Source organism: Varibaculum sp. (genome assembly GCF_008661855.1).
Taxonomy (GTDB): domain Bacteria; phylum Actinomycetota; class Actinomycetes; order Actinomycetales; family Actinomycetaceae; genus Varibaculum; species Varibaculum timonense_A.
Genome location: NZ_RPZY01000012.1, coordinates 1 through 20,793 on the forward strand (window position 1 = coordinate 1; position 20,793 = coordinate 20,793).

Consider the following 20,793-nt stretch of genomic DNA (forward strand, 5'->3'; position numbering starts at 1 on the left):
CGATTCATAGTGGTGGAGGACATCCCCATATGCCGCCGGGACAGGGCAGGCAAATGGCTCCAGGCGAGCAAATGGATAGGCAGATGCGGCCGGGAGAAAAAATGCGACCGGGAGGTTCAAATCGGCAATTACCGCCGGAAGAATCAAATCAAAACGGACAAAATCCGCGGAACTTAGATAATCAGAATCAAAATGGTAACAATCAAAATGATTCTCAGCAGCAAAGTGGCAATAATCAAAGCCCTCAAAATGGCGAAAAACCAGGAGAATAAAACAGTTCCCAAAATGGTGGCGAGAATAGTTCTAACTCTTAATGAGGAAATCAGTAGTTTCGCTGGTTGTAGCGGAAAAATCGGAATTTCTTTAGCTAAAGGCATAATAAAAAGATGGGAATAAATAATAATCCTGAGCGCGCCAGCTCCCTGGCGCGCTCAGGAAAGGCGCCACGAATCCTAATCGTGGATGATGAAAAGCTCTTAGCCGACCTGTTGGCGCAGGCTCTCAGCGTGCAAGGCTCGGAAACTTTTACCGCGAATGATGGCTTCCAGGCGGTGCAGTTAGCCCGAAAATTACGCCCGGACGCGATTGTGATGGACGTAATGATGCCAGTCATGGACGGTATCGAAGCCATGGAAAGAATCCGTCAAGACTTCTCAGATGTTCCGGTATTGATGCTTACCGCCAAGGATGCTATCGCCGATAAAATCACTGGGCTGCGCAGCGGGGCGGACGACTATGTCACTAAACCATTCGATTTAACCGAAGTGGAACTGCGCCTAGAGGCACTGCTGCGCCGTAGTGGTTTCGCGAATGAAAATGACCCCACCGAGCAGATTTTGCGGGTTCGTGACCTGGAAATGAAAGTGGATAGCCGCCAGGTTAGCCGCGGTGGCAAACCGATTGAGCTGACCAAAACCGAGTTTGAGCTCTGTCGCTACCTGATGGAAAACTGTGACCGGGTGCTTAGCAAAGAACAGATTTTGGACGCAGTGTGGCATTTCGATTTTGGCGGTAAAGCCAGCGTAGTGGAACTCTATATCTCCTATCTGCGCAAAAAGATCGATCAGGAGGGTGAACCATTAATCGAAACCGTACGGGCAGTAGGATACGTGATGCGTTCGGAGAGTAGGCGTGGCTAAGAACAGACGCAAAGGGAGCCGGTTATTTAGCGCCCCCTCACGCCGTCTTTCGCGCCGCCTACCGGTAATGGTGCTCGGGGTGTGTTTCCTGGTAATCGCCGGGGTAGGAACTTTTGCGGGACTGGCGCTGCGCGGGGCCCTCTATGAGCAACTTGACACTTCCCTTAACCAATCGATGAATCAACTCGCCCAGATTACTCGCGCAGGTCAGGGAAAAGAGGTTTTAGGAACCTCGTTAGCAGGAGAGGAGGAAACCACTCCGCAAACGGATTCTTCCAAAATCTATGCCGAGGACGAGAACTCGCTGAAAAGCCCTACCGAGGACGAGGCAGCGAACCGTATTTCTCGCACCAGTAAAATCCCGGATTCTCTTAGAGGGCAACCTGAGGAAAAAAGATTAGAAAAACCCGATAGTCCCGGTAGAGGTCGTCCCGGTCGAGATTTTCCCGGAATAACTGCCGGTTCATTTAGCCTTATTTATCAAGACGGACAGGCTACCTCTCTACTGATAAGTCCCGGGCAAAGTCCGCGCCAGCTTTCCAGCACCCAGGTAAGCCAAGTGTTATCCCTCAGGCTCACTCGCCCTCAAAACCTTAGCCTGACGGATTTAGGGGACTATCGAGTAGCGCAGCGCCAGGTTGATACCCCGGAAGGAACTGCCCGTATTGCCAGCGGGCTTCCGCTGCGGGAAGTAAACCAAACTCTGCATTCGTTTATCCTTTTCTATTCTTTAGGTTCGCTCGCGGCTCTGCTGGGCGCCTACCTGTTGGCGCGATTCTTAGTGCGCCGCGAACTGCGGGATTTAACCCAGGTAGAAACCGTGGCACGCGCGGTTGAAACCGTTAATCTGGAAAGCGAAAGTCAGTTACCTACCCGGGTAAGGGACGAGGTTACCAGCAAAGATTCTGAAGCCGCCCAGCTCGGGCGTTCCTTAAACCGCTCCCTCGAACACGTTGAATCCTCGCTGAAACTGCGAGAAGAAAGCGAAGCGCAACTGCGTCAATTTGTGGCTGATGCCTCCCATGAACTTCGTACCCCGGTGGCGGCAATCAGTGGTTATGCCCAGTTATTGGCGCGACAAAACCTAGGTGAGCAAGCTGGTGACGCGGTAGGGCGGATTGAGCGGGAAAGTCAGCGCCTGGCAGATTTGGTTTCGGACTTGATTTTGCTGGCACGCCTGGACGCGGGACAGAATGCCCAGGTAGAGGAAGTTCCCATCGCGGGGGCGATAGTGGAAACTTTCACCAATATGCGTATCACATACCCAGAGCATAACTGGGAGCTGGAGTTCGCGAAGGACTTGGCGGAAGTTACGGTAGTAGGCAGTGAATCCGCCCTCACCCAGATTATTTCTAACCTATTAGCTAACGCCGCTCAGCACACCCCTGCCGGGACAAAAATACAGGTCAGCGGCTATCTGGTGGCAGGGGATAAAGTGGAGATACAAGTGGCAGATAACGGGCCGGGGATTGATCCGCGGATTGCCGATACCCTGTTTAATCGTTTCGTACGGGCTGACACTGCCCGCACTCCCGGCGAATCCTCCGGGCTGGGGCTGGCAATCGTAAAAACTTTGACCGAGGCGCTGGGGGGCAGTATCGAAGCCGAAAACCGCGCCCCCTCGGGAGCCATCTTCACCCTAACCCTGCCCCTCAGCTCGAATAAAGAATGGTAGCTATTGAACGGATAACGTCTAGATAATAAACTTGTTACTATCTGTGTTGTTTTGGAGGGAGGAATTGCTATGTCGAGTGTTTCCCCTAACTACAAAACCCAGCTTGCGTTGGCGGAATCAGAAAGACAGCTCTCAGATGCTGCTATCAAGCGCTATGTTGATGTCGAAGAGGCGTTAAAAGAGCTTAAATCATGAGCTACGAAAACCCAGTTATAGCCAACCGGCGGCGCTAGCGGTTTGAGCAGCTTCGATTCTGCTTTTAGCTCCCAGCTTGGTCATTGCTCCGGAAATGATATTACGTACCGTGCCGGGAGCTAGGAAAACTGTAGCCGCTATTTGCTCGATGCTAGCCCCAGTTAAGGCACAGCTTAGAGTCTCTATTTCGCGCGGGGTTAAAGGATTAGGTCCTTGAGCTAGGGCATCGGCAGCCAGTTTAGGGTCAATATGTTTAGCTCCCGCATAGATATTGCGAATAATGCTCACCAGCTGATCCGCGGGGGTGTCTTTGACAATAAAACCGCTAGCTCCTGCCGCAAGTGCCCGGCTTAAATATCCGGGACGACCAAAAGTCGTTACTATCAGTACTTTTGTGTCTGGGAAAGCCTGTTTGATTTCGCGAGTTAAATCCAGTCCGGAATCTGACCCCATCTCAATATCTACCAACGCCACATCAACTGCCTGTCCACTATTTTGTAGGGCGCGCAGCTGCTGTAACGCTGCCTGGTTGTTGTCAGCCTGCCCTGAAACTTTGAGGTCGTCCTCTAAACTAAGCAAACTGGCTAAAGCTTGTCGCACCAGGGTTTGGTCATCTACCAGCATTAGCGAAATCATGTTCTAATTATCCCATAACGCTAGCTGAGTAAGTCCGACAAGTATCAGGCACAACACTCGCAGTAGCGACAAATGACTGGTCTTCGGCGAGTGCCTTAAATGAACTGCGCCGCAAGCTAGCGAGTATAAAGCGCAAGGAAGAATCCATGAGGGCGTTTACGAGGATATTTAGGGGGTAAAATCAGCTCATCTGCCCTGGTAGAAATCTCGGGGTCTATAGCTATTAGCTGCTCCCAAGCCGAGCTAAACAGGTTACCGTAAGAAATAACTGCTAGATTATAGGCTCTGTCCTTAAGACCGCAAAGACCATTACCGGTAGCATCGTTACCACTTGACCCGGCGTTATCACTATCTGAAACTAGCTCCTGGTAACCTTTACCGTTATCGATTAAACAAACGCTTTTAGCGGTGCAGAGCAGCCAGGCCTTATCGGAGCCGGAATGATGAACCAGATTAGAGATTCCCTCGCGAATCATCCAAGCAGCCAGATTCTCGATTTCGGGCTTGATAGTATCCAGGGCGCTAACAGAAAAAGTGATATTTGCTGCCTGGCAAAGTGCCCGTGCATTTTCTATTTCTTCAGCGATTACAGTCTCGCGAGAAGCGCTAACCACCTGTCGCACATCCGCGAGAGCCTGTCGTGAAAGGAGCTGAACAGTGCGGAGAGCCGAGGCCGCGTCCTGATTCCTGCCTTGTTCCAAAAGCCGGGAACTGAGCTGAGCATTTAAGGAAATAGCCGTTAAGGTCTGCCCTAAAACATCATGCAAATCAGCGTTAATCCTGGCTCGCTCGCGCATTTTAGCCGCCTGTGTTTCACTAGCTGCCGCCAGCGTCCGGCGTTTTTCAGCCTCAACGGAGCTGCGACCAGCAAAGCAGGCTAAAGAAGTAAAGATAGTTATCAGCACCGCCGACCAGTTGGTTATAGAGGGAGAGATAGCTACTTGCAGCATTGTCAGCAGATAAATTATCCCTAATGCGTAATAGTCAAGACGGGCAGGTAGTAAAAATATAGCTACCGAGCAAAGATAGGAAGCTTGAAAGGCTACCGGGGCGTTAATTCCCGCTATCCACCATCCACCCAAATAGGTGACAATTAGCCCAGCTAAAATAGCGATATTAAGCGAGGATAAACGGCGCGGACGATAGGGGATTTGTAGCCAAGCCGCCACGTAGAAGGCGCCAAACAGCACCATCAAAAAGAAAGCGACAAGGTAACTGATTTGTGGAAATCCTGCCGACATATAGTAAAGGGGCAGAATAAGAAATAGTAGGGGAGGGAAAGCGAAAGCCCAAGAGTCCCTATTTTTTAACATATTCCCTCATTTCCACCAGTCGCTAGTCAGTTTTGCTGGCATTATCGGCGATAAAGTTCTAGGCGGTAACTACGACTTTTTTCGTTGCAGTAACGCTAACACTATTCCCAATAGCAGCACAGTCCACACTGCCATATTCAAATAGATTTTCCACCCCAAAATAGTTTGATTATTAAATGTGACTTGTAAAAGCTGATTATATCCCCACATAGGCATAAACTCACCCAGTTTTTGGACAAACGCGCCCATCTGTTCTAAAGGAGTAAACATTCCCGAAAAAATAGCGATTAGTGACGAGCCGCCTCCAACTATTCCTTGCGCCGCATCTGAGGGGATGAGCAGACCTGTTAATAATCCAAATACCGCTCCGAAAAGTGCGGAAATTACTAAAACACCTAGGGATAATATTAGAGCCTTTGCGCTCATGCGTACCCCGGTAGCGAACCCGTAACTGTAAGTAATAATGGTCATTGCCAGGCAAGAAATAGCGGTCGCGATAACGCGACCAGTGCCATACAGCCGGGAAGTTATCGGGGTGAGGGCGATTTGTCGCGTCCAGCCGGTTGCCTGTTCGGTGCCGATACGGGCAGTGATACAGGCGGCGACAAATACTACCGAGTATTGACACATATTGCACATGATGGATCCGGCAATTGTGGTTTCCCCTAAATCGATATTCGAGTATTCCTGCCCTAAACCGAAAATCGAGAAACAGGCTATCGGGATAAAAGTAAATAGAATTAAAGTAGTCGGATGTACCCAAACAAAAAAGCAACGCCGCATAATTAATCCCAGATTCCGCCAGGAGTTATAGGGGGATTGATTTTTACTGGGGGTGGGAAAATCAATCATTTTTAACGTTTTATTATCGGTTTTTATATTTAGAGGAGAATTATTATTTTTCGACATGGTATTTCTCTTTTTTTAAGGAGGAGTGGTCATTCCCAATCGGCATCTTAACTATTTACTTCCTGGGTGATATGGGTAAAGGCTTCGTCTAAGGACGCCCTGGTGAGGCTGAAATCTGTGGCTTCATCGAATTGGGCGAGGGTGCGTAACGCATCATCAAGGTCAGCCCCATCTATATGGATACGCTCGTTATCGAACCAGATATTCCAGTTTCGCCCTCCTTGGACTTTGGCGAGGGCGCGCTGAGCGCCGGTGCGTGACGACTCCGGTAATAGGGCAGATAGGTGTGAACGTGCCAGGGAACGAATCTTATCGGGACTGCCGCTGGCTGCCAACTGCCCGTGATCGAGGATGGCTATATTGTGCGCGAAATCTTCGGCTTCCGATAAATAGTGAGTGGCGAAAACAATCGTGCGCTCCTGCTGGGCTAGGTGGTGCATAATCTGCCAAAATGCTGCTCTTGCGTTCACATCCATTCCGGTGGTGGCTTCGTCAAGAATAAGTAAATCCGGATTAGGTAGGAGCGCTAAAGCAAGTTTAAGCCGTTGAACTTCTCCGCCAGAACACTTTTTTATTTTCCGTTTGGCTATTTTATTCAGGTCGCAAAGCTCCATTAATTGCTCTATTGGCAAATGTTTTGGCCAAGCTGCCGCTAGGAGTTGTAAGGCGGATTTAATTGTGAGTATTTCCGGAAAAGTACCGCTTTGCTGACTAACTCCTATCCTGCCGGAGCGAACGGCACGTAAGGGATCTAAACCGAATACTTTAATGTTACCGGATTTTGGTTTGGTAAGTCCGGTAGCTAAATCAATTAGGGTTGATTTTCCGGCTCCATTTGGTCCAAGCAGAGCGGTTACTTTTCCGGTTGGAATAGTTAAAGTTAGATTGTTTAGGGCGCGAATTGCGCCAAAAGTTTGGGTTAGGTTTTCAATCGCTATTGCCGGTTTTGGGGTAGCGGAAATGAGGGATTTATTTTCTCTACTTTTCCGGGTAGTTTCGTAACTTTCTGCTATTCCGGCAGCATTTGTTAATGCTTCTTTATCCACTACCTTTATGGAGGTAGATAGGTTGGGGTCTGCTTGTTCTTTCATACCCAAATTATCGCGGTTAATCTGAAGCTATACCATCAGGGTTTGTCACTTTTTAGAAATGATATTTGTCATTTTCCCTGTATGGGGCGAACTAAGGCGGATTGTTTTTAGCGAGCGCGAGCGCTGGCGATGGCGTGCAGGGCGATTGCGGCGGCGGTTGCCACGTTTAAGGATTCTGCCTTTCCCCACATAGGGATGGCGATAGTTTCATTACAGAGGGCGATTTCCTCGCTAGATAAACCTTGGGCTTCGTTACCCAGGCAGATAAATAGGGGAGAGACGGTTACGTTATTGGAGGCAGTAAAGCTAGGTAAATCGACAGTCGCTTTACCGGATAATCCCACTAGGCAGCCGTCGTTTTCCTCGCTCAGCTCTGCTAAAGCCCCGAAGGAGGCACCGGAGTAAACCAGCAAGTGGAAAAGGCTCCCGGCGCTGGCGCGAATAACTTTCGGGCTAGAAACATCAGCGCAGCCCGAAAGGGCTAAGACTCCGGCCAGGCCACAGGCATCAGCAATCCGAATAATCGTCCCAAGGTTCCCGGGATCTTGTACTCGTGCACATACTGCCCAGGCGCCCTCTTTCAAAACCTCCGCGGACGGGAGTTCTTCGCTCGGGAGCGCTGAGAGGTCAGCTGTAGCCGCGATACCTTGCGCCGAGGGCGCGAATAACTTCATTACCGAGGGAGCAACCGGATGTACCCAGCGGGTAATCCCTAAAGCCGTCCTCGCCACCTGGATAGCTGGCTCGGGAGCACGGTGACAAAGATAAACATCGCGAACCGCTTCCGGATAAAAACTCAGCAGTTCCGCGCAAGATTGCGACCCTTCTACCAGGAGCAATCCTTGCTTTAAACGAAAACTACGCCTAGACAGATTGACCAGAGTCCGTACCCGCTGGGAGCGAGGATTATCAATCGTGTCTAGGCGTAGATTAAGCAAAAAGCTAACTTCTTTTAGGGGCTTTAAGCAGCCGGAGCGTTTACGTCCTGAGGTAGAGCAGCTTTAGCTTTTTCTACCAGCTGATTAAAGGTGTCGATATCGTAAACCGCGAGTTCGGAAAGCATCCGGCGATCTACTTCGATTTCGGCTAGGCGCAAGCCCTGGATGAAGCGGTTGTAGGTCATTCCCTGAGCGCGGCAAGCAGCGTTAATACGCTGAATCCACAGTTTGCGGAAGTCGTTCTTGCGTTTGCGGCGGTCGTTGTAGGAATAAACGCCTGAGTGCAGTAGCTGTTCTTTGGCCTTACGGTATAGGCGAGAACGCTGACCCCGGTAACCAGAGGCGCGATCCAGTACGGTGCGACGTTTCTTCTTGGCATTAACTGCTCGTTTTACGCGTGCCATATCTCTTAATCCTCTCCTTGCCTACTTGTTGCCAGCCAACAGCTTGTTGATGCGGTTAGTGTCGGCGGGTGCTACCACCTGATCACGGCTGAGACGACGGGTCAGTTTGGAAGACTTGTGTTCTAATAGGTGGCGTTTTCCAGCCTTTTCCCGCATTAGTTTGCCACTTCCGGTTCTGCGGAAACGCTTTTTCGCACCGGAGTGCGTCTTCATCTTCGGCATCTTTTTTCCTCTCTACCGGCAAGCCGGTGGTTTTGCCTGCTTTTGTCTCTAGGACGAGCCTTATTTTTCGTTGTTAGATGCGGCTTCAGCTTCCTGAGCTTCTTTAGCTTTTCGGGCTTTGCGGGCATCTTTAAGTTGTTGCCGGTTCATGGTTTCGCCACGTTTTTGATCACGGCGGCGACGCTGATCCGACTTGGTGTGGTGTTTACGTTTAGTGGGTGCAAGCACCATAGTCATATTGCGTCCGTCCTGGCGGGGCATAGATTCCACTATGGCCATTTCGGTTACGTCTTCGGCTAAGCGTTCTAGGAGCTTAACCCCCATTTCGGGACGAGATTGTTCACGCCCGCGAAACATAATCATGACTTTAACTTTGTCCCCGCCCTCTAGGAACCGCACAACGTGACCTTTTTTGGTTTCATAGTCGTGGTCGTCAATTTTTAGGCGGAAACGAATCTCTTTGAGCTGAGAATTTGCCTGGTTGCGGCGAGCGTTACGAGCCTTTTGGGCAGCCTCATATTTGAACTTGCCGTAATCCATTAACTTGCAAACTGGAGGTTTCGCCGTCGGCGCGACCTCTACTAAATCCAAACCAGCCTCGCTGGCCAGGTGTAATGCGTCCTCTATCCGGACTACCCCCACCTGTTCGCCACTGGGGCCAACTAGGCGGACTTCTTTCACCCGGATGCGGTCATTAATCCGTGTCTCGGTGCTGATAGCTGCTCCTTGCTTGAGATTTTTGGGAGCTAACCTAAAAATAAGAAAACCCCCACTTAGCTAGTGGAGGTAGCAAAATGCGCGCGTATACGAACGCATCTGTTCTTACCCGATACCCAAAAGTATCCAGGTGGGAAAACCTCCACTTTCGTACCAGTTTCCTGGTCGGTTACTAACTAATCTAGCAAACCAGGACGCCTTGATGAAAGCTGAGAGCACTCCGATAGTCTTTGAACTTCCTCACAGCCGGGAGAGAACATCTAATAAAAAATGTCCGTGAGCCATAGCGGATGGCTCACGGACAACTGTTTGAAACTATTGGTTGATTAGCTTTTAAGCTAGGAAGAAAGCGGAACTCCGCGTGCATCCAACGACCAGGGAGTACCGGGCTTTGCGGTCAGGATTAGAATGCCTTCGATTAGTCCCCAAATGCCCGAGATGATCGCTAAGAATCCCAGCGAAAGCAGGGAAATTAGCAGCTGCGCGATAGCTTTGCCGGTATATCCAAGATAGAAATTGTGGATGCCAAGTCCACCTAAGAAAATCCCCAGTAGACCGGCAGCCATCTTGGATTTTTGATCTGGATATGGCTGTGCAAGTGCCCCGGGGGCGGGGTAGCCACCGTTCATATTAGGTACTGGCTGACCGGGGTAAGGCTGCTGCTGGAAATTTCCCGGTGCTTGCGGGTAAGGCTGTTGCTGGAAGTTGCCCGGTGCCTGCGGGTAAGGGCTGCTTTGAGGGGTAGCATAGCCATTGCCTTGCGGATTACCAGGATTATTAACCATAGGGGCGTGGTATTGATTCTCCTGAGAAGCCTGGTAGGGATTACCTGGGGTGTTTTCGTTAGCAACGCCCCCATTGTTCATGTTGCCCTGATTTGGGGGTAGTGGCTGACCAGATGGATTAGAGGAACTGGCTGGCTGGTTCGGAATGTTGGAAGTCATAAGTGTCCTTTAGCTTGAAGTATTAATAACTAGGTATAAGTTTACCGGCAACAAAGTCAAGGAAGTTCAGTAATCCAGATTTTCACCCATTTGGGTATTAGCCCGGTATTAACCCTATTAGCCCGCTAATCCCGATTAAAGAGACGCTACTAAGAAAAACGCCGCCTACTAAAAGTAGACGGCGTCCAGTTTGACCTGGGAATCTAGCGGGTTACCCGACCAGATTTTAGGCACTTGGTGCAAACATTCATGCGCTTGCGCATGCTACCAACAACGGCGCGCACGCTTTGAATATTGGGGTTAAAACGGCGGTTCGTGCGCCGGTGGGAGTGCGAAACGCTCTTCCCGAAACCGGGACCCTTCCCACAGATGTCACAGGTGGCAGCCACGATAGTCTCCTTCAAGTATTCTTTGAGTCTGGACATAGCCGTCCAGAGTTTCACAACCCGACTAGATTAACTGATTTACTGACCAACAGCCAACTACCAGGTAGTTATTGTGCCGGGCTTCACTGAAAACTCGCTAGACTATGAGAGCGGGCATAGCAGCGCTCGCAACTTTTAGATACCCAAGGAGGCAATGGTGGGCGAAGAACAACCCTTAGCGGATTTGTTTTCTTTCGCAGATTTCGCTCGTGCCTCACGCGCAAAACACTCAGGTGAGGTAGGAAATTCTTTCTCGTCCTCGAAACAGGAATATCTGCCCTCCCAAAGCGAGAAAACCAAAAAAGATAGCCCCGCCCAAAGCGAGAAAAAAGCCAAAACTGCCCCACGTCCTCGCCAAAGAGAAAAAACTAAAAAAAACACTAACAGTTATGAAACTACTGGCAGCACCGGACTATTGGATTTTGAAGTACCCTCACTTCCTCCGAAAGCAGCGAAACCGAAAACAAAACGAAACCGAGAAAACGTTGCCTCGGCGCTGGAATCCACAGAACGGGTAGACCTCCTGGTGACCGGAAGAAACATTCGACGTTGGGTAAAAATGTGTGCTCAGGTGCTCCAAGCGGGACAAAGAGCCTTAGACGCTATGGACAGACTCAGTGAGCTGGACTCCGACACCGGATCAAATGCCCTATTTACCTGGGATAAAGTCGCTTTGACAGTAGCTTCCCTGCCCGTTAGCGCCGATAGGGACGCGAAATGGGTGTTGGAAGCTATCGCCGATGCCGCCTTGGCGGGAGCTAGAGGCATGATTGGGATAGTGCTGTGCGAACTAGCCGACATTGCCGCTGGACTAACCGACTCTGCCGCCCTAAATCCGGTGCAGCTGTTAAAGGTACTACGCTCTAGCCGCGAAGTTCCAAATCGCTGTCTGCTGCCAGCAGTGGAAACCTTAGATCCACCAACTCTGTCAGGGCTGATAGAAGAGGTAAACGCGGAACTAGATACTCAACCGAAACAAATGTCGATTGAAGATATCCTCTCACGTGCTTGGTTATCCAGTCAGGTGGCGCTAGTAGAGGGAGCCGAAGAAAATCATGGGCGCCCCGATGCGAGAGCAGCGGTATTGATGCTGTTAATCGCGGCAATGGTTGAAACCTACGCCCTAGAGAATCACCAAGAAGCCGGGGCGGTAAACACCAGTTTACAAATGATTCGCGATATGGTTCCTGCCTCTAATCAGCGCCTAGAGGCAGTTTCGCGTCTTAACTCCCTGGTGCTTACCTGGCGCGGGCAAGCCGATAATTCCCGATTTGAACAGCTACGAACCCAGCTAGAAGAAAACGGGGTATATGGGGCTATGACTGGTCGCGCCGATATGCTCGGGATAGGTTCCAGAATACTGCTGGTGCGTACGCGACATCCCCGGCGAGTAATCGAACTTTTACCGGATAAAACGGGAATGATCTTGACCAGGCCGCCGCTGCCGGTAGCCTCAGAAATTCCCACTAGCTCCAATTTGGTCAGTCTCGATTCCTCGCGGGCAATCCGCCCGGTTAGACCGGCTGTTTTAGCCTATACTTCCTCGCCAGGATTGGTTGGGGATCTGGCCAACCTGGGGGCGGTCGTGGTGCTATCTCGCCAGGGAATTCCGCTTGAAGTCTTGCCGGTGATCGCGGAAATGGAACAAGAGGTAGTCTCAGTGCTGCCCTGTAATCAACTGGCGGCAGCAGAGCTTGCCAATCTGGTTAGACCAGCCAAAGATAAAGGAATTGAACTATTGGTCGCGCCAACCCAAGATGACCTGCAAGTTCTAGAGGTTACTCGCGCATTGACGCAAGTGGTATCTTCGGCTATCGAACCGCCAGAATTGCTGCAATTGCAGCGCAGCCGGGCTTTCGATGCCTTAGCAACTCAACGCACCTGGAGCGTTGATACTAAAACCCCATTTGAACTGCTATCTTCGGCAGTTACCCCCACAGATGTTCAAGCACGAATCCTGATTGGCAGCGGAGAAGATCCTGACATTATTTCCCGGGTACAAACCGCTTTTTCCCAGGGCTCTCCGGGAATACGCATCGAGCTGATTAGCGGCGGGCAAAGCGGAGCCACTTTAGTGGGGGTACTTTCGCAGTGAATAGAGACACTTCCCTAGGGGGAGGGGAACCCCTAAAGAAAATTCTAGGACGAGTAGCGGGAAAACTCGATAGTAAATTTGGGTTAAAAACTACAATTGACCTCCTATATTTCTTTCCGCGCCGTTATCACGAACTAGGTGAACTCACGCCATTTGCGCAGCTAACAATCGGGGAAGAACAATCAGTGATTGCTCAAATCGCAGACTCTAGCCGGCGGCGTACCCACGGTGGAAAATGGATGCTGTCCCTAAAACTCAGTGACGGTAACAACCGGATGGATGCGGTATTTTGGGCAAAAAACCAGTATTTAATCAACTGGATGTCTGCGCAAATGCAGGTGGGGCAAACTAAACTATTCTCCGGCCGACCCAGCCTTTATCGAGGTAGGCTGCAACTTTCTCACCCCTCCTATCAGGAAGTCGATGATGAGAATTTGGACGTGGGCAATAACCAGCAGGTTCAAGCACAAGCTATGCGTCCAGAACCGATATATCCCGCGAAAGTGGGACTGCCCACTTGGACCACCCAAAAGGCAATCGCGGTGCTGCTTGATGAGCTAAAAACAATTCCCTTACCAGATCCGCTCCCCGAAGATATTCGGGAAGAACGGGGATTGCTAGAGATAAACGAGGCTTTTGAAAAGATTCATCGCCCCCAATCACGCAAAGATTTCGCGCAGGCACAAGCACGTTTTAGGTACGAGGAAGCCTTTATTTTGCAGGTGGCACTGGCTCAGCGTCGGGCGGAATTATCCGAGGACGCACCCTGCCTTAAAAAAATACCTGGCGGCTTCAGCGACCGGGTAGCAAGTTCACTACCCTTCACCCTGACCGCTTTCCAAAGCGAAGTCTTGGACGATATTTCGCAGCGACTTTCTTCCCCGCGCCCTATGAATCTGCTGTTACAAGGAGACGTGGGGTCAGGTAAAACCGTAGTGTCGCTGCTAGCAATGCTGCGGGCATTAGATTGTGGGCGGCAAGCCATTTTTATGGCTCCCACCGAAGTTTTGGTGCATCAACATTTTTCTACCCTGTGCGCTCTGTTAGGGGAACTGGCACAACCGGGTGGGTTTAACCTGCGCGGAGGGGAGGGCGTACCTATCTATCGGCTTTCTTCTTCCCTTCCTAGCGGCGAAAAGCAGCGTACTTTAGAGGCTCTAAATCAGGGACAGGCTGGTATTTTTGTCGGTACCCATTCCCTGCTCTCTAATCAGGTAGCTCCCTCTTGCCCCGGAATAGTGGTTATTGATGAACAACACAAGTTTGGGGTCAAACAACGAGATAAGCTGCGGAAAAACGAAACTGGCACCGCTCACCTGTTGGTAATGACCGCAACCCCGATACCGCGCTCAGTTGCTATGACTTCTTTCGGCGACCTCGACCTACTTACTCTCAAAGGTCTGCCGCCTGGGCGTGCAAAAGTGGAATCTTATCGAGTAAACAGCGCAAATCAATCCTGGACACAGCGCACCTGGCAACGTGCCAAAGAAGAAATCATGGCAGGTCGTCGCGTATTTGTGGTGTGTCCCGCGATTAATCCGGGAACCGAAGAGGCAGGAAATGGTTCCGATAACGAGGACGAGAGGAGAAATACATCCTGCCGAAAGGGAGAGCGGGCGGCAGATACCAGAGAAAACTGGAGGGAATCCCGGGTTCAAAACGAGAATAAAAAAATAGCTAACGTCACTGAAACAGCTGTTCAGCTCAAAAATATGCCCGCCTTAGAAGGAGTTAAAATCGGAGTATTACATGGGCAAATGAGTGCGGAAGAAAAAGACCACGCCATGGCAAATTTTATAAGCGGAAAAACCCCGCTACTGGTAGCTACCACGGTGATTGAAGTGGGAGTTGATGTTCCTGAAGCCACGATGATGGTGATTCTTGATGCCGACCGTTTCGGGATTGCGCAACTGCATCAGCTGCGCGGACGTATCGGGCGCGGCAAATATGGGGGAGTATGCCTAGTGTGGTCAGGAGCCGAAGCTCAAAGTCCCGCCAGCCATCGTCTAGAAGCCTTCGTGAACACTACCGATGGATTTGAACTCGCCGCGATTGACCTCCGTTTACGAGAAAGTGGGAACATTCTGGGGCAAACCCAGTCGGGACGCTCCTCCTCGTTAAAAATTCTTGATTTGCTAGCGGATGAGAAAGTAATCTCCCAGGCGCAACAAGACGCAAAAAGCCTGATAGAGGGTGATTCTCAGCTACAGAAATATCCCTATTTACAAGCGGCAATTAGCAGACGCATCAGTGAGGAAGAACAAGAATATCTAGAGCGCGGATAGGAGTAAACACTGGTAATGCCGTAGTTTCTAGCTTGATACTTTGCTCGGGTTAGACTGACATCATGATGAGAATAATAGCGGGCACTGCTAGGGGGACTCATTTAAGTGTTCCCTCCCGCGGGACGCGTCCTACCCAAGACCGGGTTCGAGAGGCAGTTTTTTCCGCCCTGCAAGCCCGGGGAGCTGTGGAAAATGCCTGCGTTCTCGACCTTTTCGCCGGTTCCGGAGCTTACGGGTTTGAAGCCCTGTCCCGAGGCGCCTTAAGTCTCGACCTAGTTGATCAATCTCAAGAAGCAGCCAAAGCCATCAGAAAGAACCTGGCAGCCAATCCAGTTTTCAAAGAAGCCAAACTGTATGTGCAGCCAGCACTAGCTTTCCTAGCCTCTCGATGGGTGGGAGCCAACCCTAATCCCCAGTGGGAACTGGTATTTATTGACCCGCCCTACGCTATGGAAAATGCGGAAATCCTGAAAACCCTCAGCAATCTGCACCCGCTATGCGACCCGGACGCCTGGATAGTGGTAGAGCGCTCCGCCCGTGATGAAGCCCTGGAATGGGACAAGGAACTGTGGGAAGAACAATCCCAAAAACTCTATGGGGAAAGCATTATCTATTTCCTGCGTCCAGCCCTAAAAGATACCCCAGAAAACGCCGCAAATCTTCAGGAAGAAAAATAGTTTACGTCCTCTTCCGCGTGGGACACCGCATTAAGTGGCAGCTTGCGGGTATTTTGTAGCTATGAGTACTGTTGTGTGTGTCGGCTCTTACGACCCTCTAACCTATGGTCATCTAGATGTTATCGACCGCGCAGCCCATCTTTTTGACCGGGTAATCGTGGCAGTAGCGAAAAACTCAAAGAAAAACTATCTATTTGACGTAGCCGAGCGGGCTGCATTTATCACCGAAGCAACCGAAACTCTAGCTAATGTTCAGGTAGTTACCTGGGCTGGGCTAGCTTGCGATTTAGCTGCCCGCTATCAGGCGAAAGCCCTGGTAAAAGGAATACGGAACTCAACAGATACCGACAGTGAAATGACCCAGGCTTTCGCGAATCGACAACTATCTGGCATTGATACAATTTTAATTCCGACTTCCCCCGAAAACGCTTTGATTTCTTCCTCAGTAGTTAAAGAAATCGCAGCTTACGGCGGAGACGTATCCGGATTTGTTCCCCCACAGGTAGCTCAAGCCCTACAAAAAGCATTTGCTGCGTCCTCGGAAAATAATCCAAGCTCAAACCCAAGTTTACCTCTATAAACAGAAAGGATAATCATGGCTCCCCAGGAAGAAGCCCAGTATGCACCCTCAGATGTAATCGCGGTATTAAACCGTCTGAGCGAAATGATTGAACAGGGGCGTGGTGTTCCCTTCTCAGCTTCGGTGATGATTAACCAGGCAGAGGGAGTGGAGCTGCTAGATAACGCTCGCGCCGCCCTACCCGCTGACCTGGTGAACGCGGACAGAATTGTGGCTGATGCTAACAAGGTTTTGGACGCTGCCGATGAGGAAGCAGCGCAAACTATATCCGATGCTCGCGTTGAAGCAGAACAGGTAACTCGGGAAGCTGAAGAAGAAGCTCATAACACGGTTACGCAAGCAAATGCGCAAGCCGAACAGACAATTGCAGAGGCGAATCAACGGGCAGAGTCCACGATAAACCATGCTGATGCGCAAGCCGAAGAAACCATTGCCCAAGCTAATCAGCGGGCTGATCAGATACTTCAAGAGGCACGCCAGCGTGCAGACCAGCTAGTTTCTCAAGAAAACATCTATCGAGAAGCGCAGCAAGCAGCAAGGCAAACCGTTCAAGAGGCACGCCAGCAAGCCAGCGACTTTATGAACCAATCAGACCAATACGTAAGTGAATCATTGGCGCAGCTTGAAGAGCTTCTCGGAGGGATTGCGGAACAAACACGCCAAGGGCGCGCCCAGTTTTCTCGCCAAGAACGTCCTCAGTTCTAAACTGCCCAGCCTTGGCTGCTGGCGTTAAAAGGCAATAGCGCCTAGGCTATGGGGAGTGAGAAAAGAAAATAAAGCCGTAATTCCTCTTGAATTAACCGGGCTAGGTTCTGCTGAGGGAGACAGTAAAAGCTGGCAGGTAACAGTAGACATTCCTGCCGCTATCGGTACCGAAAGCATGGCGGTTCGCGCCGGGCAATCATTGGAATTAGACCTGTTTGCGGTAGCTATTTCTGAGGGAGTTTCCCTCAGCGTTAGCGGTAGCGGTAGAGCAGAAGGTCAATGCGTGCGTTGCTTGACTCCGGTGGGTAAGTCCCTGGAGTTTTCTCTAACCCGCATCTACTACTATCCCGATGTGTTAGCGCGCCTCCTCAATGAGGTGAGTGACGACTCAAGCGTGTATGATGAGTTAGACGATGCCTATCAAGTTCGCTCTGATTCTCGCATAGACTTAGAGCCACTTTTGATAGACGCAATCGTTCCACAAATTCCCTATTCGGTGCTCTGCACCCCAGACTGTCTGGGACTTTGCCCTGAGTGCGGAATTTCGTTAGCCTCCGCTGAAGAAGATCACCACCACGAGGTGATAGATTCACGCTGGTCAGCGCTAGCAGGGATATTTGATGAGCAGGGAAAGAAGAAAGAATGAACCGCGGTTCGCAAGATTTAGCGAAACTGCTATCTAAATGGGGGATAGAATTAGACCCCGAAATGGTAGTGCTGGCTTTAACCCACCGCTCTTTTGCACACGAACAAGACGGGCTACCCACAAATGAGCGTCTCGAATTCCTAGGAGACGCGGTTCTGCAACTGATAGTTACCGAACGCCTCTACCGTTCCTATCCCTCTCACCCCGAAGGGCATTTAGCCAAAATGCGCTCGGCCACCGTCTCCCAAGAACCATTAGCGTCCGTAGCTAGAAACATCGGATTAGGGGACTACATTTTATTAGGACGCGGCGAGGAAAAAACCGGAGGACGAGAAAAAGACTCCATCCTCTCTGACACGGTAGAAGCCCTAATCGGAGCCACCTATCTTTGCCACGGTCTGGAAGCTACCCGTGAAGTTGTAGAAAACCTGTTAAAAGATTTGCTTGACCATGCCCTAGAACGCGGTGCCGGAATGGATTGGAAAACAACTTTACAAGAACTAACCGGGCAGCTAGGAGTGTATTCCGTAGAATTTACAGTCACAGGAACCGGGCCAGACCACAACCGCCGCTACAGTGCGCGAGCGATACTCGGCGACCGGGAAATAGGATTTGGAAAAGGACGGTCAAAGAAAGTGGCAGAACACGAAGCTGCCAGGCAAGCGGTCATGAACCTAAGAGACGAACACGGAATCACAACGCCACTAGGTTTTTAACCATTGACTTTAATATTTTGAGATCAAAAGACGACACTAAGGTTGAGGGGAATCAAAAATGCCAGAATTACCAGAAGTTGAGGTTGTGCGTCGCGGCATAGAAAAACAACTAATCGGAGCGCAAATAAAAAACGTTAAAGTATTATTTCCTGGATCTTTGCGCGGACAGGAACCGAAACGTTTCATAGAAGCCCTGGAAGGATGGAGTATTACTCACGCCGTGCGGCGCGGAAAATTTATCTGGTTGCTAGGCAAGGATAATACCGGGGAACAAACCCAGTATTCGCTGGTAATTCATCTCGGGATGTCCGGGCAGATTCTTATTAACCAACCAGGAATCGATATCTCCTCAAAAAATCGCGCACACCTGCGGGTAGCGATAGAACTAGTCGATGGACGCAAAGTTAATTTCGTAGACCAACGGACATTCGGACGGATGTTGGTTGAACCGCTAGTAGAAACCAAGGACAAGAAACCTGCCGGTTGGGGTGCTAACTCCTGCTTGATTCCCCGGCGGGTAGAACAAAACGTTGCTCGAGATGTGCTTGATCCGGGCGTAGACTGCCAAAAAATTATTGACACTGTTCAAAAACGCAAGAGCTCCATCAAACACTCGTTGCTAGACCAAAAACTGGTTTCCGGAATCGGTAATATTTATGCAGATGAAGCTCTATTCGCTGCCAAGATGAGCCCCGCGCAAAGCGCTAATTCCCTTCCGGCAGAGCGAATCAAGGAAGTCTTTAGATGTGCAGGGGAAATCATGAAAGCTGCCATCAAACAAGGCGGTACATCTTTCGATGAACTATACGTAGATACCAGTGGCAACCCCGGCTATTTCGAGCAAGAACTAATGGTGTATGGGCGAGGCGGAGAACCCTGCAAAATCTGTGGCGCGACCCTAGAAAAGTTGCAGCAATCAGGGCGCAATGCCACCTACTGCCCCAAATGTCAGCCCCTAGATAACTAGGTATAGTTTTCTGAAGGATATATATTTTGGTGGCAACGCCCAGCAGAGCAAACTATTGTAAAAATAGTATTTATCTACTACCACGATTAGATAGAATCAAAAAATGAGCATCCAACAGTCAAGGACGGAGGAACACCCCACCCGGGTGATGATAATTGACGACCACGAAATCGTGCGGCGAGGCATTGCCGACATAGTGGATCGAACCGTGGGAATGGAGGTTGTGGCAGAAGCTGGAACCGTTGAAGACGCGGTTCGTCGCGCTGAACTGGTTCATCCCGACGTGGTGCTGGTAGATTTACAAATGCCTGATGGAACCGGTATTGATGTCATGAAACAGTTGCGTGAGGTTTCACCCAAATCACTGGCTATTGTGCTCACCAGCTTCGACGATGATGATGCTTTAGCAGAATCCCTACAGGCAGGGGCAAAAGCCTATGTGTTGAAAACCGTGCGGGGAGCAGAAATAACCGATGTTATCCGAGCAGTTGAAGGAGGACGGGTACTGCTGGATAAACGCACAGTTACCCGCCGGCGCGCCGGAAATGAAGACCCCACCGCTAATCTGACTCCCGCCGAGCGCAAAGTGTTAAACCTAATCGGTGAGGGGTTATCTAATCGTGAAATCGGCGAGAAACTCGGGGTAGCGGAAAAGACTGTTAAAAACCATATCACTTCGTTACTGGCAAAAATGGGGTTGCAGCGGCGCACGCAGGTTGCTGCGTGGGTTGCCAGTCAGCGCAGTGCCGGTTGGCGTCATCAGTCATAACTGCCCCGTGCTTCCTCTCGTCTATGTCTCGCGTGTCGGGGCTGGGGGCGGGGGAAAGTTTGTCCTCCTGCCCAAGAATTTGGAAAACGTGGCGGCGTTTTCCAAATTCTTATGCCCACCGCGCCCACTCGGAGCAAACTTTTCCCCTGCTTTTCCTGTCATTACTTCCACATTTTTTACCGTCTGCGACCTTGATGTTCCGAAATCCTACCCCTCGGCATAAAACCGCTACCCGCATCTGTTTGGAAGAAACTTTTCCCTGCCCTTCTGTCATTACTCCCACATATTTACCTGCCGCGCCCCTTTTGGGTGACGTTTTTACCCTCCTGGTGCGGTTGCGCCCTCCCGAGATGGGAAATGTGGTCGTAATTGGGGCGGTTTGCCGGTATTGGGAGGGGGATTTTGTCTCGGGAGGGCGGAAACGGCGCGTACTGCTGCAATCGGGAGGGTGATTTTGCCTGTGGAGGGTGGAATGGTTGGAAGATTGATTAAAACTGCTGGTGGAGTTTGGCAAAATCACCCTCCAGAGACGTTATGACCCTCCCGATTGGGCGGTAGAGCCTATTTATTGGTCATTTTGCCCGGATTGGGAGGGTGTTTTTGTCTTGGGAGGGTCAAAGCGCTCCTCAGGTGAGCGTTATTTGTTGGATATATGCCTGGAAGTTGTGGGGGTGGGCGTTGGTCGGCTCCTGTGTCGGGGTTGGATCGGTAAAAGCACTACGGGGACCCCGTGACCGGCTTAGCC

The 20,793-nt window shown here is 50.6% G+C and carries 23 protein-coding genes; 13 read left to right on the top strand and 10 right to left on the bottom strand.

Going from position 1 to position 20,793, the window contains the following annotated elements; all coding sequences use genetic code 11:
• From QZT94_RS01215 to QZT94_RS01230, 4 genes are all read left to right on the top strand, one after another.
• Positions 1-272 (top strand): hypothetical protein (locus tag QZT94_RS01215; RefSeq protein WP_296773097.1); only part of this gene is annotated, 272 nt, incomplete at its 5' end.
• A 114-nt stretch (positions 273-386) separates the two neighbouring features.
• A complete protein-coding gene (locus tag QZT94_RS01220) occupies positions 387-1,139 on the top strand; it encodes a response regulator transcription factor (RefSeq protein ID WP_296761406.1) in 753 nt (250 codons plus the stop codon).
• Complete coding sequence (locus QZT94_RS01225; protein WP_296761408.1) at positions 1,132-2,814, top strand: HAMP domain-containing sensor histidine kinase; 1,683 nt, start codon at positions 1,132-1,134, stop codon at positions 2,812-2,814. Before QZT94_RS01220 ends, QZT94_RS01225 begins: the two co-directional genes overlap by 8 nt.
• Before the next feature lie 69 nt (positions 2,815-2,883).
• Positions 2,884-3,009, top strand: a complete 126-nt coding sequence (locus QZT94_RS01230; RefSeq protein ID WP_296761409.1) for a hypothetical protein — start codon at positions 2,884-2,886, stop codon at positions 3,007-3,009.
• 15 nt (positions 3,010-3,024) lie between these two features.
• Here QZT94_RS01230 and QZT94_RS01235 read toward each other — a convergent pair whose 3' ends face one another.
• The 10 genes from QZT94_RS01235 to rpmB form a co-directional block, all read right to left on the bottom strand.
• Positions 3,025-3,645: a response regulator transcription factor gene (locus QZT94_RS01235; RefSeq protein WP_296761411.1), complete on the bottom strand. Its 621-nt coding sequence runs from the start codon at positions 3,643-3,645 to the stop codon at positions 3,025-3,027.
• Between the two features lie 116 nt (positions 3,646-3,761).
• Positions 3,762-4,958, bottom strand: a complete 1,197-nt coding sequence (locus tag QZT94_RS01240; protein WP_296761412.1) for a histidine kinase — start codon at positions 4,956-4,958, stop codon at positions 3,762-3,764.
• A 69-nt stretch (positions 4,959-5,027) separates the two neighbouring features.
• Positions 5,028-5,867: an ABC transporter permease gene (locus QZT94_RS01245; RefSeq protein WP_296761413.1), complete on the bottom strand. Its 840-nt coding sequence runs from the start codon at positions 5,865-5,867 to the stop codon at positions 5,028-5,030.
• A 47-nt stretch (positions 5,868-5,914) separates the two neighbouring features.
• The gene (locus tag QZT94_RS01250; RefSeq protein WP_296761415.1) at positions 5,915-6,958 is read right to left on the bottom strand and encodes an ABC transporter ATP-binding protein; all 1,044 of its coding nucleotides are present in this window, start codon (positions 6,956-6,958) and stop codon (positions 5,915-5,917) included.
• 107 nt (positions 6,959-7,065) lie between these two features.
• Positions 7,066-7,896: an RNA methyltransferase gene (locus tag QZT94_RS01255; protein ID WP_296761416.1), complete on the bottom strand. Its 831-nt coding sequence runs from the start codon at positions 7,894-7,896 to the stop codon at positions 7,066-7,068.
• A 23-nt stretch (positions 7,897-7,919) separates the two neighbouring features.
• Positions 7,920-8,300, bottom strand: a complete 381-nt coding sequence (gene rplT / locus QZT94_RS01260; RefSeq protein WP_072509281.1) for a 50S ribosomal protein L20 — start codon at positions 8,298-8,300, stop codon at positions 7,920-7,922.
• Between the two features lie 21 nt (positions 8,301-8,321).
• Positions 8,322-8,522 (bottom strand): 50S ribosomal protein L35, encoded by a 201-nt coding sequence (gene rpmI, locus QZT94_RS01265; protein WP_072509282.1) that lies wholly within the window; start codon positions 8,520-8,522, stop codon positions 8,322-8,324.
• A gap of 60 nt (positions 8,523-8,582) precedes the next feature.
• Positions 8,583-9,281, bottom strand: coding sequence for a translation initiation factor IF-3 (gene infC / locus QZT94_RS01270; protein WP_079985804.1), 699 nt, complete (start codon positions 9,279-9,281; stop codon positions 8,583-8,585).
• A gap of 296 nt (positions 9,282-9,577) precedes the next feature.
• Positions 9,578-10,183, bottom strand: a complete 606-nt coding sequence (locus tag QZT94_RS01275; RefSeq protein WP_296761418.1) for a TM2 domain-containing protein — start codon at positions 10,181-10,183, stop codon at positions 9,578-9,580.
• 203 nt (positions 10,184-10,386) lie between these two features.
• Complete coding sequence (rpmB, locus tag QZT94_RS01280; protein ID WP_072509285.1) at positions 10,387-10,572, bottom strand: 50S ribosomal protein L28; 186 nt, start codon at positions 10,570-10,572, stop codon at positions 10,387-10,389.
• Between the two features lie 193 nt (positions 10,573-10,765).
• Between rpmB and QZT94_RS01285 the strand changes: the two genes are divergently transcribed.
• The 9 genes from QZT94_RS01285 to QZT94_RS01325 all read left to right on the top strand — a co-directional run bounded on the left by QZT94_RS01285 (position 10,766) and on the right by QZT94_RS01325 (position 20,048).
• On the top strand, positions 10,766-12,703 hold the full coding sequence (locus QZT94_RS01285; RefSeq protein WP_296773099.1) for a hypothetical protein: 1,938 nt from the start codon (positions 10,766-10,768) through the stop codon (positions 12,701-12,703).
• Positions 12,700-14,988 (top strand): ATP-dependent DNA helicase RecG, encoded by a 2,289-nt coding sequence (locus QZT94_RS01290; protein WP_296761422.1) that lies wholly within the window; start codon positions 12,700-12,702, stop codon positions 14,986-14,988. Before QZT94_RS01285 ends, QZT94_RS01290 begins: the two co-directional genes overlap by 4 nt.
• Positions 14,989-15,050: 62 nt before the next feature.
• Positions 15,051-15,665, top strand: a complete 615-nt coding sequence (gene rsmD / locus QZT94_RS01295; RefSeq protein ID WP_296761423.1) for a 16S rRNA (guanine(966)-N(2))-methyltransferase RsmD — start codon at positions 15,051-15,053, stop codon at positions 15,663-15,665.
• Between the two features lie 61 nt (positions 15,666-15,726).
• Positions 15,727-16,245 carry a pantetheine-phosphate adenylyltransferase gene (gene coaD, locus QZT94_RS01300; protein ID WP_296761425.1) on the top strand — a complete coding sequence of 173 codons (519 nt, stop codon included), beginning with the start codon at positions 15,727-15,729 and terminating at the stop codon, positions 16,243-16,245.
• Positions 16,246-16,260: 15 nt separating this feature from the next.
• The gene (locus QZT94_RS01305; protein ID WP_296761426.1) at positions 16,261-16,950 is read left to right on the top strand and encodes a hypothetical protein; all 690 of its coding nucleotides are present in this window, start codon (positions 16,261-16,263) and stop codon (positions 16,948-16,950) included.
• 55 nt (positions 16,951-17,005) lie between these two features.
• Positions 17,006-17,596 (top strand): DUF177 domain-containing protein, encoded by a 591-nt coding sequence (locus QZT94_RS01310; RefSeq protein WP_296761428.1) that lies wholly within the window; start codon positions 17,006-17,008, stop codon positions 17,594-17,596.
• Positions 17,593-18,312 carry a ribonuclease III gene (gene rnc, locus QZT94_RS01315; protein ID WP_296761431.1) on the top strand — a complete coding sequence of 240 codons (720 nt, stop codon included), beginning with the start codon at positions 17,593-17,595 and terminating at the stop codon, positions 18,310-18,312. Before QZT94_RS01310 ends, rnc begins: the two co-directional genes overlap by 4 nt.
• 58 nt (positions 18,313-18,370) lie before the next feature.
• Positions 18,371-19,279 carry a bifunctional DNA-formamidopyrimidine glycosylase/DNA-(apurinic or apyrimidinic site) lyase gene (gene mutM, locus QZT94_RS01320; RefSeq protein ID WP_072509293.1) on the top strand — a complete coding sequence of 303 codons (909 nt, stop codon included), beginning with the start codon at positions 18,371-18,373 and terminating at the stop codon, positions 19,277-19,279.
• Positions 19,280-19,427: 148 nt separating this feature from the next.
• Positions 19,428-20,048, top strand: coding sequence for a response regulator transcription factor (locus tag QZT94_RS01325; RefSeq protein WP_296761435.1), 621 nt, complete (start codon positions 19,428-19,430; stop codon positions 20,046-20,048).
• The last annotated feature ends 745 nt before the right edge of the window (positions 20,049-20,793 follow it).

Bases quoted from the DNA above. Each gene is read 5' to 3' on its own strand.
- QZT94_RS01220 (WP_296761406.1), top strand. From the start codon at position 387: ATGGGAATAAATAATAATCCTGAGCGCGCCAGCTCCCTGGCGCGCTCA.
- QZT94_RS01230 (WP_296761409.1), top strand. From the start codon at position 2,884: ATGTCGAGTGTTTCCCCTAACTACAAAACCCAGCTTGCGTTGGCGGAA.
- QZT94_RS01235 (WP_296761411.1), bottom strand. From the start codon at position 3,645: ATGATTTCGCTAATGCTGGTAGATGACCAAACCCTGGTGCGACAAGCT.
- QZT94_RS01240 (WP_296761412.1), bottom strand. From the start codon at position 4,958: ATGTTAAAAAATAGGGACTCTTGGGCTTTCGCTTTCCCTCCCCTACTA.
- QZT94_RS01245 (WP_296761413.1), bottom strand. From the start codon at position 5,867: ATGTCGAAAAATAATAATTCTCCTCTAAATATAAAAACCGATAATAAA.
- QZT94_RS01250 (WP_296761415.1), bottom strand. From the start codon at position 6,958: ATGAAAGAACAAGCAGACCCCAACCTATCTACCTCCATAAAGGTAGTG.
- rplT (WP_072509281.1), bottom strand. From the start codon at position 8,300: ATGGCACGCGTAAAACGAGCAGTTAATGCCAAGAAGAAACGTCGCACC.
- rpmI (WP_072509282.1), bottom strand. From the start codon at position 8,522: ATGCCGAAGATGAAGACGCACTCCGGTGCGAAAAAGCGTTTCCGCAGA.
- QZT94_RS01275 (WP_296761418.1), bottom strand. From the start codon at position 10,183: ATGACTTCCAACATTCCGAACCAGCCAGCCAGTTCCTCTAATCCATCT.
- rsmD (WP_296761423.1), top strand. From the start codon at position 15,051: ATGATGAGAATAATAGCGGGCACTGCTAGGGGGACTCATTTAAGTGTT.
- coaD (WP_296761425.1), top strand. From the start codon at position 15,727: ATGAGTACTGTTGTGTGTGTCGGCTCTTACGACCCTCTAACCTATGGT.
- QZT94_RS01305 (WP_296761426.1), top strand. From the start codon at position 16,261: ATGGCTCCCCAGGAAGAAGCCCAGTATGCACCCTCAGATGTAATCGCG.
- rnc (WP_296761431.1), top strand. From the start codon at position 17,593: ATGAACCGCGGTTCGCAAGATTTAGCGAAACTGCTATCTAAATGGGGG.
- mutM (WP_072509293.1), top strand. From the start codon at position 18,371: ATGCCAGAATTACCAGAAGTTGAGGTTGTGCGTCGCGGCATAGAAAAA.
- QZT94_RS01325 (WP_296761435.1), top strand. From the start codon at position 19,428: ATGATAATTGACGACCACGAAATCGTGCGGCGAGGCATTGCCGACATA.